This is a genomic window from Agromyces sp. Marseille-Q5079 (assembly GCF_051016555.1).
In the GTDB taxonomy this organism is placed as follows: domain Bacteria; phylum Actinomycetota; class Actinomycetes; order Actinomycetales; family Microbacteriaceae; genus Agromyces.
In genome coordinates this window covers 595,668-613,100 of sequence record NZ_JBPEJF010000003.1, presented here as the reverse complement: position 1 = coordinate 613,100, position 17,433 = coordinate 595,668, and the positions used below count along the sequence as shown (strand labels likewise).

The following is a 17,433-nucleotide window of genomic DNA, read 5'->3' as shown; positions in this document are numbered from 1 at the left end:
GTGGGATCCCTGCATGTTCCCCGCACAGCCAGTCCCTGGGGAGGGCCGGATGTACGACCGAAGACCACACCGGGCCGCCGACGCGTCGCGTCGGTCGTCGTTGCGCGGCATCCGCTCGCTCGCCGGGGCCGCCGGCGCCGTCGTCGCGGCATCCGCCCTCGTGCTGTTCTCGGTCGTGGCGCCCGCGCACGCCGCGGCGCCGTCGTTCGTCGAGCCGCCGACGCGCCTCTACATGGCGCCGGCCGGGTCGCTGCCGGTGAGCATCCCCGACGGGTTCCCGACGGTCATCCCCGAGGGCGAGCTCCCCTTCGACGGCGGCACGGACCTGATCTCCGACGACATCCGCACCATCGAGATCGAGTCGGGCGAGGTGGGGTGCGCGATGGCGGCGCCCGACTGGAACCAGGGCGGATGCACCGCGGTGCAGCTCTCGGTCTCGCACGGCACGCTCACCTTCGACCCGCTGCCGACGCAGGAGGACGACGGCGACAGCCCGTTCGACGTGCTGAAGTTCGCCGACGGCGCGCTCGAGCGCGACAAGTACGAGCTGAGCGACCTCCCGGCCCCCAGCGTGGCCCTCATCGGCACCACCGCGCAGGTCAACGCCGCGCTCGCGACGCTGGTGTACGTGCCCGACACCGATGAGGACGACGACGGGACGGCCGACGACCCGTATTACTACAACGGCTCCAACGCGGAGACGCTGCAGGTGCTCCTCGGCCCGGGCGACCCCGCCCTCGGCAACGTCGACGTCGGCATCGAGATCCGGGTGCAGAAGATCAACGGCTTCCCCGAGGTCACCGTGCCGGGCGCCGTGGTCGAGGTCGACCCGGCCTCGCCCGATCCGCAGTTCCTCAGCCTCACCACGCCGCCGGGCGACGACTGGCTCGTCGAGGACGAGGACAACGACGAGAACGACGGGAACGACACGCTCGACGGGCCGGGCGACGAGTGGCTGCTCATCGCGTGGGCCGACTGCGGCCAGTTCTCGATGCGCGCGTCGCCGTTCACGATCGGCGACGACCTCGAGCAGCTCATCACGGGCGCGATCGACATGGGCCTCGCCCCCGATCCGCCGAACGACACCAATCCCGAGTACGTCGAGTACCTGGCGAACCGCGAGCTCGTGGTCGACGGCATCTTCGAGGCGATTCCCGACGAGGTCGAGAACCTCCCGTTCGCGACGGGCAACCCGACGGACCCGACGAGCGCGTTCGCGGGCGTCGTGAGCGGGCTGAACGCCCTGGAGGCGCTGAACTACGCGCTCGACGAGGTCGAGTTCCACGCCGGCGCCCTGACGGATGCCACGTGCACGGTGCGCTTCATGGTCAGCGACCTCGGCAACAACGGCCTCCCGCTGCACTACTTCGGCGACCAGCCGTACGGCATCCAGCTGCCCTTCTTCGGCTTCGACCTCGACACGAACGACGTGCCGACGATCGAGAAGGTCGTCGTCCAGGTCGGCGACGGCACCGAGGTCGACGTCACGCTGCCGACCGACGTCACGATCCCCGAGGGCGGCACCGACGTGGTGCCCGTCTCGATCTCGCCCGCGACGCACCCCGCGTTCGACCTCACCGTGTCGACGGCGCCGTCGCCCGGCACGACCCCGGATGCCGACTACACGTCCGTGTCGGGCGTGACCGTGTCGATCCCCGAGGACGCGACGGACGCCTCGATCCCCGTCGACGCGCTCCAGGACCTGCTCGTCGACCCGGGTGAGTCGTATTCGGTCGTCGCGACCCTGCCCGCGGAGGACCCGCCGGGGTTCACGCTCACGTCGTCGGATCCGGCCGCGCTCGTCTCGATCACGGATGACGAGGTCGCCCCCACCGAGGTGGACGTCACGCTGCCCGACGACGGCGTCGTCGCCGAGGGCGCGACGGGCACGATCCCGATCGCGATCTCCCCCGCGGTGCACCCCGCCTTCGACGTGACGGTCTCGACGGCCGACGGACCGGCCTCGGTCGGCGGCGTCGACTTCACGGAGTTGACCGACCTCGTGGTCACGGTGCCGGCGGATGCGACCTCCGTCGACGTGCCGATCGACGCGCTCGCCGACGACGACCTCGATCCGGGGGAGACGTACGCCGTGATGCTCGAGCTGCCCGCGGCCGACCCGCCCGGGTTCGCGCTGTCGTCCTCCGACGACCTCGCGAGCGTGACGATCACCGACGTGCCGCCCGACGCGACGGACCTCGACCTCAGCATGCCGACCGATGCGACCCTCGCCGAGGGGACCGCCGGGACGGTGCCGATCGTCCTCGCGCCCGCCGTGCACCCCGCCTTCGACGTGACCGTGACGAGCGCGCCGGTCGGCGCGACCACGAGCGGTGCGGACTACACCGCGCTCTCCTCGTTCACGATCTCGGTGCCCGCGGATGCCGCGTCGGTGGACGTGCCCGTCGACGCGCTCACCGACGGCGTCACCGACCCCGGCGAGCAGTACACCGTGACGGTCACGCCCCCGGTGACGCCGCCGCCCGGATTCACGTTCGTCGTCTCGGATCCGTCGGCGACCGTCACGATCACCGACGTGCCGCCCGACGACATCCCGGTCGACGTGACCCTGCCCGAGGACGGCACGGTCGTCGAGGGAACGACGAGCACGATCCCGATCGACGTGTCTCCCGCGGAGCATCCGGCGTTCGACCTCACGGTCTCGACGACCGACGGGCCCGCGTCGGTCGGCGGCGTGGACTTCACCGAGCTGACCGACGTCGTCGTCACGGTGCCGGCGGATGCCGCGACCGTCGACCTGACGATCGACGCGCTGACCGACTCGGACGCCGATCCGGGCGAGACCTACACGGTCCTGCTGACGCTGCCGGCCGCGGACCCGCCGGGGTTCGCGCTGTCGTCCTCCGATGATCTCGCGAGCGTGACGATCACCGACGTGCCGCCCGAGCCGACGACCATCGACCTCGCCATGCCGACGGATGCCGCGGTCGCCGAGGGCGCGGCCGGCACCGTGCCGATCCTGGTGACGCCCGCGACGCATCCGGAGTTCGCCGTGACCGTCTCGACGACGGCCGTTCCGCCGACGAGTGCGCCGGACTTCACGGCCATCGCCGCGCAGACGTTCGCGGTCCCGGCCGACGCGGCCTCGATCGACATCCCGGTCGACGCGCTGCAGGACCTCGACGTCGACCCCGGCGAGACCTACACGGTCTCGATCGACGGGGTGCCGGCCTCGCCCCCGTTCCCCGAGGGATTCGACCTCACGATCTCCGACGACTCGGCGACGGTGACGATCACCGACGACGACCTGCCGCCGGAACCCACCGAGATCCAGCTCGCGCTGCCGACCGACGCCTCCGTCGCCGAGGGCGCCGTGGGCGCCGTGCCGATCACGGTGTCGCCGGCGACCCACCCGGCGTTCGACGTGACCGTGTCGACCGCGCCCGTGGGAGCGACGACGAGCGGCGCGGACTACACCGCGCTCGCCGGCGTGACGATCGCGATCCCGGCGGATGCGGCATCCGTCGACGTCACGGTCGATGCGCTGGCCGACCTGCTCCCCGATCCGGGCGAGCAGTACACCGTGACCGTCACCCCGCCCGCCTCGCCGCCGGCCGGATTCACGATCGTGGTGTCGGATGCCTCGGCCACGGTCACGATCCTCGACGAGCTCGTCGCGCCCGACCCGCTGGCGATCCAGGTGCCCGATGACATCGTCGTCGACGCCGAGCCCGGCGAGCCGGGTGCGAACGTCGACTACCCGGCCGTGACGACGACCGGCGGGGTGGACCCGATCACGATCGAGTGCGACCACGCCTCGGGCGACCTCTACCCGATCGGCGTGACGACGGTCACGTGCACCGCGACCGACTCGGCGCCGCCCGAGGAGATCGTGCTGTTCGCCGTCGTCTCCGACTCGTTCACCATCACCGTGAACGAGGGCGAGGAGCCGCCGCCCACGACACCGCCCGCCACACCGCCCGGGAGCGATCCCGGCGGCAGCGGGGCCGGCGGCAGCGGCTCGGGCGGAACCGCGGGCGGCGCGACCGGCGGCATGGCGTCGACCGGCGTGGACCCGTCGGGCTGGCTCGCGATCGCGGCGCTGCTGCTGCTCGCGGGAGCCGTGGCCGCGAGGGTCGCCCGGCACCGGCGCGCGTCCTGAGCCGGCGCGCATCCTCCGCCGACGCGAGTGCGACGCTGACACGAGCGCGGCGCGGACGCGAAGGGTCGCAATGGCGGCCGAATCCCGACCATTCGCGTCCGCGCCGTCGCCGCGCGCCGCGATCGAGCGCAGGCCCGGAGCCGCCGTCACCACCCGCTGCGGGTCGGGGAGTGCCCGTCGCGCGCGTCGTCGGGCATGGCCATCACGGCGCGCAGGCCGAGCAGGCGGATCGGCCGGCCCGCCTCGATGCGGCCGACGAGGTCGAGCACCCGCTCGAGCACGACGGCGTGGTCGCCCGTCTCGGTGATGCGCTTCGTGAAGGTCTTCGTGGTGAACGGCGCGTAGCGCACCTTGAGCTCCAGCCCGACGACGGGACGGCCCTCGGCCGCGACGTCCTCGAGCACTCGGGCGGCGAGCTCTCGGATCGCGGCGTCGACCTCCTCTGGGCCCACGAGGTCGATCTGGTACGTCGTCTCGCGGCTGTGACCGCGGGCCACCCAGGGCGTGTCGTCGACGACGCGCTCGCCCTCGCCGCGACCGAGCTGCGCGTACCACGGGCCCATCCGGGGGCCGAACTCGGGCACCAGGTCCTCGGGGTCCGCGGCGGCGAGTTCGGCGACCGTCCCGATGCCGAGGCCCGCGAGGCGTCGCGAGATCTTCGAGCCGACGCCCCACAGGTCGATCGTGGGGCGCTCGCCCATGACCTCGAGCCAGTTCTCGGCGGTCAGGCGGAACACGCCCTGCGGCTTGCCGAACCCGGTGGCGACCTTCGCGCGCACGAGCGTGTCGCCGATGCCCACGCTGCAGTGCAGCGCGGTCCGCTCGAGCACGGCCCGCTGCAGCCGCGCGGCGTAGCCCTCGGGATCCTCGGTGTCGACGCCGACGAAGGCCTCGTCCCAGCCGAGCACCTGCACGGTCGCGCCCGGCTGCGTCCGCAGGGTCGCCATCACGGCGACGGATGCCGCGGTGTACGCGTCGTGGTCGACGGGGAGGATCACGGCGTCCGGCGCCTTGCGCGCCGCGATGCGCAGCGGCATGCCCGAGCCGACGCCGAACTCGCGCGCCTCGTACGACGCGGTCGAGACCACGGCCCGCTCGCTCGGGTCGCCGCGGCCGCCGACGATGAGCGGCCTGCCCGCGAGCTCCGGATGCCGCAGCACCTCGACGGCCGCGATGAACTGATCGAGGTCGACGTGCAGTACCCAGCTCGTGGCGCCCTGGCTCACCCGACCAGTCTGCCGCGTCGCGCGCCCGTCGGCGAGGTCAGTAGCCGCCGGCCACCAGGTGGGATGCCGCGGAGGCGAGGTCGTCGGCGACCGGATCGACGTCGCCGCGCACGGCGCCGACCGTGACGCGCACGTAGTCGCCGCCCGTGCGCTGGCGCATGCCGTTCGCGGCATCCGTCGCATCGGAGGCGGCGAGGAACGGCGTGCCCGCCGCGACGCGGATGCCCGCGGCGGCCAGTTGCACGAGGGCCGATCGCTCGCCGAGCACCGGCATCCACAGGTTGATGCCGTCGGCCGGGGCGGCGGCGACCCCGCGGGAGCGGAGCGCGTCGCCGAGCGTGCGCTGCCGCGTGTAGTACTGCCGTCGGGCCTCGGTGACGGCATCGATCGACGCGCCGTCGGTGAGCAGGTCGAGCAGGATCGTCTGCAGCATGCGCGAGGTCCATCCCGGGCCGAGCATGCGTCGCCCGGCGATGTGCTCCACGAGGTCGCGGGGCCCGCCGAGGGCGGCGATGCGCAGGTCGGGGCCGTGCGACTTCGAGAAGCTGCGCACGTGCACCACGCGGTCGGGCAGCCAGGCGCCGAGGGTCACGTCGCCCTCGATCGAGATGAGGCCCGAGTGGTCGTCCTCGATCACGATGAGTCCGTCGACGCGCTCGGCCGCCTCGATCACGCGGGCGAGCGCCTCGGCGCGGGCGGGCGTCATCGAGACGCCGGTCGGGTTCTGGGCCCGGGGCTGCAGGAGCAGCGCGGCCGGACGCTGCCGGAGCGCCGCGGCGAGGGCGTCGGGCCGCATGCCCTCGCCGTCGAGCCGCACGGGCACGGGCGTCGCGCCGAGCACCTCGAGCAGGTCGAGGAACGGCGGGAAGCCGGGGCTCTCGACGACGACTCGATCGCCGAAGCGCACGACCTGCTCGAGCGTGCGCGAGATCGCGTCGAGCGCGCCGTCGACGACCATGATCTGCTCGGCGTCGCTCGGCCACGAGTCGCGCAGCACGCGCGCGAGCGCCGGGATCACCGGCTCGGCCTGGTAGCTGCCCGTCTCGGCGCGTGCCGAGACGCGCGAGAGCGCCGGTCCGAGGGCGGGCAGCAGCAGGGGATCGGGCGTGCCGCGCGAGAGGTCGAGCCGCACGGGGTCGTCGGGGGCCGCCATGCCGCGCATGCGCGGGGCGAGGCGAGCGGATGCCGCGCCGCGGACGAAGCTCCCGGCGCGACCGCGGGACTCGATGAGGCCGGCGCGCGCGAGCGCCTGCCAGGCCTGGCTGATCGTCGCGGGGCTCACGCCGAGGGCGGCGGCGAGGTCGCGCACGGTGGGCAGGCGCTCGCCGGCGCCGAGCTCGCCGGAGTTCACCAGCCGGGCGATCTCCCCGGCGATGGCCCGGGGCGACGCATCGGGGAACTTCGCGTGCGAGATCAGCTGTGCGGCATCCACACGTTCACTTGACACCACCATTGCCTCCTCGTAGAGCAAGGGACAAGATAAGTAACCACAACGTCACAGAGTGAAACACAAGAGAAATGTTCACGCCGAACAATAACAGAACGGGCCACAAGCCCACCTTCGGCCAGAACGACGGCAGTTCCAACGGCAGTTCAATCGGTACACCTCGGCGTCGCAGCAGCACCCGGTGAACACCTGACACGAGCAACACGCCAGGCGGTCCTCGAGTGAACGGCCACGGTGCCGACCGACTCAGGAGACATTCATGACGATCGTCCGAGCGGCCATCACGCAGACGACCTGGACCGGCGACAAGGACTCGATGCTTGACAAGCACGAGCAGTTCGCGCGGGACGCGGCGGCGCAGGGCTCCCAAGTGGTCTGCTTCCAGGAGCTGTTCTACGGCCCGTACTTCGGGATCACGCAGGACCAGAAGTACTACCGCTTCGCCGAATCGGCCGAGGGGCCCATCGTGCAGCGGTTCGCCGACCTCGCGAAGGAGCTCGGCACGGTCATGGTGCTGCCGATCTACGAGGAGGCGCAGACCGGGGTCTACTACAACACCTCCGTGCTCGTCGACGCCGACGGCACGATCCTCGGCAAGTACCGCAAGCACCATCTCCCGCACCTCGACCGGTTCTGGGAGAAGTTCTACTTCCGGCCGGGCAACCTCGGTTACCCCGTCTTCGACACGGCCGTCGGCCGCGTCGGCATGTACATCTGCTACGACCGGCACTTCCCCGAGGGCTGGCGCGAGCTCGGCCTGAACGACGCGCACATGGTGTTCAACCCGAACGCCACGAAGCCCGGTCTCTCGAACCGACTCTGGGAGGTCGAGGGGCCGTGCGCCGCGGTCGCGAACGGCTACTACGTGCTGCAGCCGAACCGCGTCGGCCGCGAGGACAACGAGTACGGCGACCTCGCGGTCGACTTCTACGGCACGAGCCAGATCATCGACCCGCGCGGCAACTTCGTCGGCGAGCGGGGCTCGAGCGAGCACGAGGAGCTGCTCGTGCGCGACCTCGACCTCGACATGGTGCAGCAGATGCGCGACGACTGGCAGTTCTACCGCGACCGTCGCCCCGACTCCTACACCCAGATCGCGAAGCCGTAAGGAGGAGCCGCCATGTCCACCACCCTCATCACCGGCGGCACCGTCGTCAGCGCCACCGGGCGCGCCGCGGCCGACGTGCTCATCGACGGCGAGACGATCCGCGCCGTGCTCGAACCGGGCAGCATGCTGCTCGGCACGGATGTCGCGGCATCCGTCGACCGCGTCATCGACGCCACGGGCAAGTACGTGATCCCGGGCGGCATCGACGCGCACACGCACATGCAACTGCCCTTCGGCGGCACCGAGGCATCCGACACGTTCGAGACCGGCACGAGGGCCGCGGCCCACGGCGGCACGACGAGCATCATCGACTTCGCCGTGCAGACCTACGGGCAGCGCCTCGAAGACGGCCTCGCCGCGTGGCACGAGAAGGCCGCGGGCAACTGCGCGATCGACTACGGCTTCCACCAGATCGTGGGCGACGTGAACGCCGACTCGCTGGCTGCGATGAAGCGGCTGCCCGACGAGGGCATCACGAGCTTCAAGCTCTTCATGGCCTACCCGGGCGTCTTCTACTCCGACGACGCGCAGATCCTGAAGGCAATGCAGGTCTCCCGCGACAGCGGCATGCTCACGATGATGCACGCCGAGAACGGGCCCGCGATCGACGTGCTCGCCCAGCAGCTCGTCGACGCCGGCAACACCGACCCGTACTACCACGGCATCGCCCGCGCCTGGGAGATGGAGGAGGAGGCCACGCATCGCGCGATCATGCTCGCGAAGCTCACGGGCGCTCCCCTCTACGTCGTGCACGTGTCCGCGAAGCAGGCCGTCGAGCAGCTCGCCTGGGCGCGCGACAAGGGCCAGAACGTGTTCGGCGAGACCTGCCCGCAGTACCTCTACCTCTCGCTCGAGGACCAGCTCGGGGCATCCGGACCCGAATGGGGATCGTTCGAGGGCGCGAAGTGGGTGTGCTCGACGCCGCTGCGCTCCCGCGAGGAGGGTCACCAGCACTCGATGTGGCAGGCCCTGCGCACGAACGACCTGCAGATGGTCTCGACCGACCACTGCCCGTTCTGCATGAAGGACCAGAAGGAGCTCGGCCTCGGCGACTTCCGCAAGATCCCGAACGGCATCGGCTCGATCGAGCACCGCATGGACCTCATGTACCAGGGCGTCGTGACCGGCGAGATCACGCTCGAGCGGTGGGTGGAGCTCACGAGCACCACGCCCGCGCGCATGTTCGGCCTCTACGGCCGCAAGGGCGTCATCCAGCCCGGGGCGGATGCCGACATCGTCGTCTACGACCCGAACGGCCACACGTCGATCGGCCTCGGCAAGACGCACCACATGAACATGGACTACTCCGCCTGGGAGGGATACGAGATCGACGGCAAGGTCGACACCGTGCTCTCCCGGGGCAAGGTCGTCGTCGACGGCGACGAGTACCTCGGCGCCAAGGGTGACGGGAAGTACCTCAAGCGGGGCCTCAGCCAGTACCTCATCTGAGCCAGCGTCACCCGACCGCCAGCCACCGAACGGAGCCCCCCATGGATTTCGGCGTCGTCCTCCAGACCAACCCGCCCGCCTCGCGCACCGTGCACCTCGCCAAGCTCGCCGAGCAGTACGGCTTCAGCACCGCGTGGACGTTCGACTCGCACCTGCTCTGGCAGGAGCCGTACGTCATCTACAGCAAGATCCTCTCCGAGACGCACCGCATCAAGGTCGGCCCGTTCGTCACCAACCCCGCCACGCGCGACTGGACGGTGACGGCGTCGATCTTCGCCACGCTCAATGAGATGTACGGCAACCGCACGATCTGCGGCATCGGCCGGGGCGACTCGGCCGTGCGCGTCACGAACGGCAAGCCGGTGACCATGGCCGAGCTCCGGGAGTCGATCCACGTGATCCGCGAGCTCGCGAACTCGAGGTCGGTGGAGTACAAGGGCTCGCAGCTGCAGTTCCCGTGGTCCCAGGGCTCCGAGCTCGACATCTGGGTCGCCGCCTACGGCCCGATGGCGCTGAAGCTCACGGGCGAGGTCGGCGACGGCTTCATCCTGCAGCTCGCCGACGTCGACATCGCGAAGTGGATGATCAAGACGGTGCGCGATGCCGCCGAGGCGGCCGGGCGCGACCCGATGTCGATCAAGTTCTGCGTCGCCGCGCCCATGTACATCGGCGACGACTGGTCGCACATGCGCGACCAGAGCCGCTGGTTCGGCGGCATGGTCGGCAACCACGTGGCCGACATCGTCGCGAAGTACGGCATGCACGGCACGGTGCCCGACGCCCTCACCGACTACATCCGGGGCCGCGAGAGCTACGACTACAACGAGCACGGCCGCGCGGGCAACACGCACACGTCGTTCGTGCCCGACGAGATCGTCGAGCGCTTCTGCGTGCTCGGCTCGGCCGACCAGCACATCGCGAAGCTCAAGGAGCTCGCCGAGCTCGGCGTCGACCAGTTCGCCGGCTACCTCCAGCACGACAACAAGGAGGAGACGCTGCGGGTCTACGGCGAGACCGTGATCCCCGCGCTCTCCGCCCACATCACGGCGAAGGCATGACGGACGTCGACGTGCGCGACCCGAAGCCGGCGGCGGATGCCGCGGGCACGGCGTCCGCGCCCGGCATCCGCTCGCCCGGCGCGACCGGCGGCCCACGTCGCGGCGGCGCGGTGGCACGGCGACGGCTCGCCGCCCTCGGCTGGGGCATCTTCGGCGTGCTGCTGCTCGTCGTGCTGTGGGAGGGGTACAAGCTGCTCGCGCCGGCCGACGGCGTGCTCATCGGCGAGACCCGGGTGCTGCCCCGCACCACCGACCTGGCCATGCCGCACGTGTGGGACATGCTCACGCGTCTCGCCGAACCCGTGACGCGCTCGCCGTCGGCGCAGCCCCTGTGGGGCGTGGTCGCGCTGGGCGCGCTCACGACGCTCGGCATCGCCGCCGCCGGGTGGCTTGTCGGCGTGGTCGTCGGGGTCGGGCTCGCGCTCGTCATGCAGCGGTGGCGGCTCGCCGAGTGGGGCCTGCTGCCCTGGATCGTGCTCAGCCAGACCGTGCCGCTCATCGCGTTCGCGCCGATCGTGAAGAGCTGGGGCTCGCGCGTCGAGATCGGCTCGTTCGAGTGGCAGGACTGGATGTCGGTCGCGCTCATCGCGAGCTACCTGGCGTTCTTCCCCATCGCGATCGGCGCGCTGAAGGGCCTGCAGTCGCCCGACCGCATCCACGAGGAGCTCATGCAGACCTACGCGGCCGGGTACTGGGCGACGCTCGTGAAGCTGCGCTTCCCGGCTGCGGTGCCCTACCTGCTGCCGGCCCTCCGCCTCGGCGCCGCGAACGCGGTCGTCGGCGCGGTCGTGGCCGAGGTCTCGACCGGCCTGCAGGGCGGCATCGGGCGCCTGCTCATCCAGTTCGCCGGCCAGGCGTCGGGCGACCCGGCCAAGGCCTGGGGCCCGATCTTCGGCGCCGTCGTCCTCGGGCTCGTGGCCGCCGGCTCGGTCGCCATGCTCGGCGTGATCCTCAAGAACTACCGACGAACGGAGGAAGCCGCATGAGCGCTCCCGAGACCCCCGCCGCTGCCGGAGCACCCGGTGCCGCCGCCCCTGCTGCCGCCGCTCCCACGGTGCCCGCCGTGCAGGTCGCCGCCGTCGACAAGGTCTTCGAGACCCGCGGCGGTCTGGTGCACGCGCTCGAGGGCATCGACCTCGCGGTCGCCCCCGGCGAGTTCGTCTCGCTCATCGGCCCGAGCGGATGCGGCAAGTCGACGCTCATGCGCCTCATCGCCGACCTCGACGAGCCGAGCTCCGGCGCGATCACGGTGTTCGGCAAGACGCCGACGCAGGCGCGCCTCGACCAGGAGTACGGCATCGCGTTCCAGCAGGCCGGCCTGCTGCCATGGCGCACGGTCGCCGCGAACGTGGCACTGCCGCTCGAGCTGCACGGCGTGGCATCCGCCGCTCGCCGGGCCAAGGTCGAGCAGCTGCTCGACATGGTCGGCCTCGCCGACTTCGCCGACCGCTACCCCGACCAGCTCTCGGGCGGCATGCAGCAGCGCGTCGCGATCGCCCGCTCGCTCGCCGAGCAGCCGCGACTCCTGCTCATGGACGAGCCGTTCGGCGCCCTCGACGAGATGACGCGCGAGAAGATGCAGTCCGACCTCGTGCGCATCTCGGCCGAGACGGGCGCGGCCGTCGTGTTCGTGACGCACTCGATCCCCGAGGCCGTGTTCCTCAGCGACCGGGTGGTCGTGATGTCGCCGCGGCCCGGGCGCATCCGCGAGATCGTGCCCATGCGCCTCGGTGCCGGCGTCGCCGGGGCGGATGCCGCGGCCCGCGCCGCGCGCACCGACGGCCTCCGCGAGGACCGCTCCTTCTTCGACATGGTCACCGCCGTGCGCGAGGCGCTGCACGGCGCACCCGTCGCCGCCGGCGCCCGCGGAGTGGAGACCCGCTGATGACCGCGACCGTGCCGACGCGCACCGTGCAGGGCAGGCGCCCGGGAGGCGCCCGTCGCCCGGCGCGCATGAGCCCGCGCACCGAGGCGACCCTGCGCATCATCGCGCCGATCGCGGTCGGGGCGATCGTGCTCGGCACCTGGCAGTTCCTCGTCAGCGTCGTCGGCGTCTCCGACTACCTGCTGCCGAGCCCCGCCTCGATCGTCGAGGAGTTCGTCGCGTCGTGGGACTCCATCGTGTCGGCCACGCTCATCACGGGCACCAACGCGCTCGTCGGCCTCGTGGTCGGTTCGCTGCTCGGCATCGCCCTCGCCGCGCTCGCCGCGAGGTGGAGCGCCGTCGACCGCATGAGCGCGCCCGTCATCGCGTCGCTCGCGGTCGTGCCGATCGTGGCGCTCGCGCCCGTGCTGAACTCGATGTTCGGCGCCGACAGCCAGTTCGGACGCCAGGCGATCGCCGCGATCGCCTCGTTCGTGCCCGTCTTCGTGAACACCCTGCGCGGGTTCCGGCAGACGACGCCCGTGCACCGCGAGCTCATGCGCGCCTACGCGGCGACGCCCGGGCAGGTGCTGCGCACGCTCACGCTCCCCACGGCGAGGCCGTTCATCCTCACCGGCATCCGCATCGCGTCATCGCTCGCGGTGATCTCGGCCCTCGTGGCCGAGTACTTCGGCGGCCCGCGCGGCGGACTCGGCGGGCTCATCGCGACCTCGGCCGCGTCGAGCAACTACGCCCTCGCCTGGGCGTACGTCGTGGCATCCATCGCCCTCGGCCTGTTCTTCTACCTCGCCACGCTCCTGCTCGAGCGACTCGTGCTGCGCCGATCCGGCACCGGGGGTTCGCGATGACGCGTCCGACCCGCACAGACGTCCCACCCGATGGGCGACCCCTCACACGCACCACCAGCACCACCGTTTCGCACTGAGAATCCGGAAAGGACTGACATGAAGCACAGCACACGCCGCGGAATCGCGGCCGGAGCGTTCGCCGTCACGGCCGCGTTCCTCCTCGCCGCCTGCTCGTCCGGAGACGGCGGCTCCGGCGACGGAGACGACGCCTCGGGCGAGCTCACCCCGGTGAAGCTCCAACTCCAGTGGCTCCCGCAGGGCCAGTTCGCGGGGTACTTCGCCGCCGTCGACCAGGGCTACTTCGAGGAGGAGGGCCTGGACGTCGAGATCATCCCCTCGGGCGGCGACATCGTCCCCCAGGACGCGCTCGCCAACGGCGACGTCGACTACGCCATCGCCTGGGTGCCCAAGGTGCTCGGCTCCATCGAGCAGGGCGCGAACCTCACCGACATCGCCCAGATCTTCCAGCGCTCCGGCACCCTGCAGGTGTCGTGGGCCGACTCGGGCATCGATTCGGTCGCCGACTTCGAGGGCAAGAAGATCGGGTCGTGGGGCTACGGCAACGAGTGGGAGATCTTCGCGGCCATGGCCGCCGAGGGCCTCGACGCCTCGACCGTGCAGATCATCACGCAGGACTTCAACATGAACGCGTTCCTGCAGGGCGACATCGACGCGGCGCAGGCGATGACCTACAACGAGTACGCGCAGCTGCTCGAGACCGTGAACCCCGACACCGGCGAGCTCTACACCGAGGACGACTTCAACGTCATCAGCTACGAGGACACCGACGGCGCCATGCTCCAGGACGCGATCTGGGCCGACACCGAGCGGCTCGACAGCGACGCCGACTACCAGGACACGACGGTCAAGTTCCTCAAGGCCGTCGTCAAGGGCTGGGCGTTCGCCGCGGCCAACCCGCAGGACGCCGCCGACATCACGATCGCGGCGGGTTCCGGCTGGGGTCCCAGCCACGAGCTCTGGATGGTCAACGAGACGAACAAGCTCATCTGGCCGTCCGACGCGGGCATCGGCGTCATCGACGAGGCCGCGTGGGACAAGACGGTCGCCGGGGCGCTCGCCGCGGTGAACGAGACCGGCGCGCACCTCATCACCGAGGAGCCGCCGACCACCGCGTGGTCGAACGAGTACATCGAGAAGGCGCTCGACGAGCTCGAGGGCGAAGACCTCGACCTCACCGGCGCCGACTGGACGCCCACCGACGTCACCCTCGAAGAGGGCGGCAACTAGCAGAGCGGATGCCGCGCCGCCGGCCGAGCACGTCGGCGGCGCGGCATCCATCACCTGAAAGGCAGCGAAGCCCATGTCCGACACACTCGCCGGAGACCTCGATCGCATCGCCCGCGACCTCGACCACGAGCACGTCTTCCATTCCTGGTCGGCGCAGGCGCAGTCGCCCCAGCTCGTCATCGCAAGCGGGCGCGGATGCCGCGTCTGGGACCATTCCGGGCGCGAGTACCTCGACTTCTCGAGCCAGCTCGTCAACGTCAACATCGGCCACCAGCATCCGGTCGTCGTCGAGGCGATCCGCGAGCAGGCCGAGCTGCTCACCACCATCGCGCCGTCGACCGTGAACTTCGCTCGCGGCCAGGCCGCCAAGCGCATCGTCGACCGCGCGCCCGAGGGGTTCCGCAAGGTGTTCTTCACGAACGGCGGGGCCGACGCGAACGAGAACGCGATCCGGATGGCGCGCCTGCACACCGGGCGCGACAAGATCCTCTCGACCTACCGGTCGTACCACGGCAACACGGGCTCCGCGATCGTCTCCACGGGCGACTGGCGCCGCATCCCCAACGAGTTCGCCCGCGGCCACGCGCACTTCTTCGGGCCCTACCTCTACCGCTCCGAGTTCTGGGCGACGACGCCCGAGCAGGAGTCCGAGCGCGCCCTCCAGCACCTGCGCCGCGTGATCGAGGCCGAGGGGCCGTCGACGATCGCGGCGGTGCTGCTCGAGTCGATTCCCGGCACCGCGGGCATCATGCTGCCGCCGCCCGGCTATCTCTCGGGGGTGCGGGAGCTCTGCGACCGGCACGGCATCCTGCTGATCCTCGACGAGGTCATGTGCGGGTTCGGTCGCAGCGGCCGGTGGTTCGCGTTCGACGGCTACGACGTGCGGCCCGACCTCATCACCTTCGCCAAGGGCGTGAACTCGGGCTACGTGCCCGCCGGCGGCGTGATCATCTCCGACCCCGTCGCCGAGACGTTCGACGACCGCGTCTTCCCGGGCGGACTGACCTACTCGGGGCATCCGCTCGCGATGGCGTCGATCGTCGCGACGCTCGACACCATGGAGTCCGAGGGCATCGTCGCCAACGCGCGGGCCATCGGCGAGACCGAGATCGGGCCCGCGCTCGCCGAACTGGCCGAGAAGCACGCCGTGATCGGCGAGGTGCGGGGCGAGGGCGTGTTCTGGGCCCTGGAGCTCGTCGCCGACCGCGCGACGCGCGAGCCGCTGCCGGCCGCCGAGATGGGCCGGCTCAAGGGCGCGATGGTCGACCGCGGGCTCCTGCCGTTCGTGCAGGACAACCGCATCCACGTGGTGCCGCCGTGCGTCGTCACGCCCGAGGAGGTCGCTGAGGCCATCGCGATCTACGACGACGTGCTCTCGACCGTGTCGTCGGCCGAGTAGCGAAAGCCGACCGGCGGTCGAGTAGCGAAGCGTATCGAGACCAGGAACTGACAGGGGAGCAACGAACATGAGCACCACCACCACCATCGACCACTGGATCGACGGGGCATCCGCCACCGGAGCCTCGGAACGCACCGGGCCGGTCTACAACCCGGCCCTCGGCGTCGAGCAGAAGCGCGTGCGCCTCGCGTCGACCGACGACGTCGACGCCGCCGTGCAGGCCGCGGCCCGCGCGTTCCCGGCCTGGCGCGACACGTCGATCGCGAAGCGCCAACAGGTGATGTTCGCCTTCCGCGAGCTGCTGAACGCGCGTTCGGGCGACCTCGCCGCGATCCTCACGAGCGAGCACGGCAAGGTCACCTCGGATGCCGCGGGCGAGATCGCGCGCGGCCTCGAGGTCGTCGAGCTCGCCTGCGCGATGCCCGGATACACCAAGGGCGAGTACTCCGAGAACGTCTCGACGGGCGTCGACGTCTACACGCTGAAGCAGCCCGTCGGCGTCGTGGGCATCATCAGCCCGTTCAACTTCCCGGCCATGGTGCCGCTCTGGTTCTTCCCCCTCGCGATCGCGGCGGGCAACACGGTCGTGTTGAAGCCGTCCGAGAAGGACCCGTCCGCCGCCGTCTGGATGGCGGAGCTCCTCAAGGAGGCGGGCCTGCCCGACGGGGTGCTGAACGTGGTGCACGGCGACAAGGAGGCGGTCGACGCCCTGCTGGGGCATCCGGTCGTGCGTTCGATCTCGTTCGTCGGGTCGACCCCCATCGCGAAGTACATCTACGAGACGGCGTCGGCGAACGGCAAGCGCGTGCAGGCGCTCGGCGGTGCGAAGAACCACATGCTCGTGCTGCCCGACGCCGACCTCGACCTCGCGGCCGACGCCGCCGTGAACGCGGGCTTCGGCTCGGCCGGCGAGCGCTGCATGGCCGTCTCGGTCGTGCTCGCGGTCGACTCGGTCGCCGACGAGCTCGTCGCCAAGGTGAGCGAGCGGATGTCGCGGCTCACGACCGGCGACGGCACCCGCGGATGCGACATGGGCCCGCTCATCACGCGCGAGCACCGCGACAAGGTCGCCGGCTACCTCGACGTGGCCGTCGACGACGGCGCGACGCTCGTGGTCGACGGGCGCGATCCCGAGGTCGACGGCGCCGCCGACGGATTCTGGCTCGGCCCGACGCTCATCGACCGGGTGCCGACCTCATCGGTCGTCTACCGCGACGAGATCTTCGGCCCCGTGCTCTCGATCGTGCGCGTCGCGGGCTACGAGGAGGGCCTCGAGATCGTCAACGGGTCGCCCTACGGCAACGGCACCGCGATCTTCACGAACGACGGCGGCGCGGCGCGGCGATTCCAGCGCGAGGTCACGGTCGGCATGATCGGCATCAACGTGCCGATCCCCGTGCCCGTGGCGTACCACTCGTTCGGCGGCTGGAAGGACTCGCTCTTCGGCGACGCGAAGGCGTACGGCCCCAAGGGGTTCGACTTCTTCCTGCAGGAGAAGGCCGTCACCTCGCGCTGGCTGGACCCCAGCCACGGCGGACTGAACCTGGGCTTCCCGCAGCACGACTAGTCGCGGCGGCTCGCTCGGCCGCCGGCCACCGCAGCTCAGGCGTTCGCGCGGTGCTCAGGACGATTCACGCGAGAT

General features: G+C 71.2%; 12 protein-coding genes. 10 read left to right on the top strand and 2 right to left on the bottom strand.

Annotated features, from left to right (window positions below):
* The first annotated feature begins 49 nt into the window (after positions 1–49).
* Complete coding sequence (locus tag ACR3IO_RS10250; protein WP_434071092.1) at positions 50–4,123, top strand: HYR domain-containing protein; 4,074 nt, start codon at positions 50–52, stop codon at positions 4,121–4,123.
* A gap of 146 nt (positions 4,124–4,269) precedes the next feature.
* On the opposite strand, the gene ACR3IO_RS10245 is transcribed toward ACR3IO_RS10250, so the two are convergent.
* Both ACR3IO_RS10245 and ACR3IO_RS10240 read right to left on the bottom strand, forming a co-directional pair.
* Positions 4,270–5,349, bottom strand: coding sequence for a DNA polymerase IV (locus tag ACR3IO_RS10245; RefSeq protein ID WP_434071091.1), 1,080 nt, complete (start codon positions 5,347–5,349; stop codon positions 4,270–4,272).
* Between the two features lie 37 nt (positions 5,350–5,386).
* Positions 5,387–6,796 (bottom strand): PLP-dependent aminotransferase family protein, encoded by a 1,410-nt coding sequence (locus tag ACR3IO_RS10240; protein ID WP_434071090.1) that lies wholly within the window; start codon positions 6,794–6,796, stop codon positions 5,387–5,389.
* A 259-nt stretch (positions 6,797–7,055) separates the two neighbouring features.
* Between ACR3IO_RS10240 and ACR3IO_RS10235 the strand changes: the two genes are divergently transcribed.
* The 9 genes from ACR3IO_RS10235 (at position 7,056) to ACR3IO_RS10195 (ending at position 17,358) form a co-directional block, all read left to right on the top strand.
* Positions 7,056–7,904 carry a nitrilase-related carbon-nitrogen hydrolase gene (locus tag ACR3IO_RS10235; RefSeq protein WP_434071089.1) on the top strand — a complete coding sequence of 283 codons (849 nt, stop codon included), beginning with the start codon at positions 7,056–7,058 and terminating at the stop codon, positions 7,902–7,904.
* 12 nt (positions 7,905–7,916) lie between these two features.
* Positions 7,917–9,353 (top strand): dihydropyrimidinase, encoded by a 1,437-nt coding sequence (hydA, locus tag ACR3IO_RS10230; protein WP_434071088.1) that lies wholly within the window; start codon positions 7,917–7,919, stop codon positions 9,351–9,353.
* 41 nt (positions 9,354–9,394) lie between these two features.
* Complete coding sequence (locus tag ACR3IO_RS10225; protein WP_434071087.1) at positions 9,395–10,411, top strand: TIGR03842 family LLM class F420-dependent oxidoreductase; 1,017 nt, start codon at positions 9,395–9,397, stop codon at positions 10,409–10,411.
* Positions 10,408–11,397, top strand: a complete 990-nt coding sequence (locus tag ACR3IO_RS10220; RefSeq protein WP_434071086.1) for an ABC transporter permease — start codon at positions 10,408–10,410, stop codon at positions 11,395–11,397. The genes ACR3IO_RS10225 and ACR3IO_RS10220 overlap by 4 nt, the downstream gene beginning before the upstream one ends.
* The gene (locus ACR3IO_RS10215) at positions 11,394–12,296 is read left to right on the top strand and encodes an ABC transporter ATP-binding protein (protein ID WP_434071085.1); all 903 of its coding nucleotides are present in this window, start codon (positions 11,394–11,396) and stop codon (positions 12,294–12,296) included. Before ACR3IO_RS10220 ends, ACR3IO_RS10215 begins: the two co-directional genes overlap by 4 nt.
* Positions 12,296–13,144, top strand: coding sequence for an ABC transporter permease (locus tag ACR3IO_RS10210; protein ID WP_434071084.1), 849 nt, complete (start codon positions 12,296–12,298; stop codon positions 13,142–13,144). Before ACR3IO_RS10215 ends, ACR3IO_RS10210 begins: the two co-directional genes overlap by 1 nt.
* Positions 13,145–13,240: 96 nt before the next feature.
* Positions 13,241–14,392 carry an ABC transporter substrate-binding protein gene (locus tag ACR3IO_RS10205; RefSeq protein ID WP_434071083.1) on the top strand — a complete coding sequence of 384 codons (1,152 nt, stop codon included), beginning with the start codon at positions 13,241–13,243 and terminating at the stop codon, positions 14,390–14,392.
* 73 nt (positions 14,393–14,465) lie between these two features.
* The gene (locus tag ACR3IO_RS10200) at positions 14,466–15,791 is read left to right on the top strand and encodes an aspartate aminotransferase family protein (protein ID WP_434071082.1); all 1,326 of its coding nucleotides are present in this window, start codon (positions 14,466–14,468) and stop codon (positions 15,789–15,791) included.
* 67 nt (positions 15,792–15,858) lie between these two features.
* A complete protein-coding gene (locus tag ACR3IO_RS10195; protein ID WP_434071081.1) occupies positions 15,859–17,358 on the top strand; it encodes a CoA-acylating methylmalonate-semialdehyde dehydrogenase in 1,500 nt (499 codons plus the stop codon).
* Positions 17,359–17,433: the final 75 nt, after the last annotated feature.

Coding starts and splice junctions, on each gene's coding strand:
- ACR3IO_RS10225 (WP_434071087.1), top strand. CDS start 9,395: ATGGATTTCGGCGTCGTCCTCCAGACCAACCCGCCCGCCTCGCGCACC.
- ACR3IO_RS10205 (WP_434071083.1), top strand. CDS start 13,241: ATGAAGCACAGCACACGCCGCGGAATCGCGGCCGGAGCGTTCGCCGTC.
- ACR3IO_RS10250 (WP_434071092.1), top strand. CDS start 50: ATGTACGACCGAAGACCACACCGGGCCGCCGACGCGTCGCGTCGGTCG.
- ACR3IO_RS10235 (WP_434071089.1), top strand. CDS start 7,056: ATGACGATCGTCCGAGCGGCCATCACGCAGACGACCTGGACCGGCGAC.
- ACR3IO_RS10210 (WP_434071084.1), top strand. CDS start 12,296: ATGACCGCGACCGTGCCGACGCGCACCGTGCAGGGCAGGCGCCCGGGA.
- ACR3IO_RS10200 (WP_434071082.1), top strand. CDS start 14,466: ATGTCCGACACACTCGCCGGAGACCTCGATCGCATCGCCCGCGACCTC.
- ACR3IO_RS10215 (WP_434071085.1), top strand. CDS start 11,394: ATGAGCGCTCCCGAGACCCCCGCCGCTGCCGGAGCACCCGGTGCCGCC.
- ACR3IO_RS10195 (WP_434071081.1), top strand. CDS start 15,859: ATGAGCACCACCACCACCATCGACCACTGGATCGACGGGGCATCCGCC.
- hydA (WP_434071088.1), top strand. CDS start 7,917: ATGTCCACCACCCTCATCACCGGCGGCACCGTCGTCAGCGCCACCGGG.
- ACR3IO_RS10220 (WP_434071086.1), top strand. CDS start 10,408: ATGACGGACGTCGACGTGCGCGACCCGAAGCCGGCGGCGGATGCCGCG.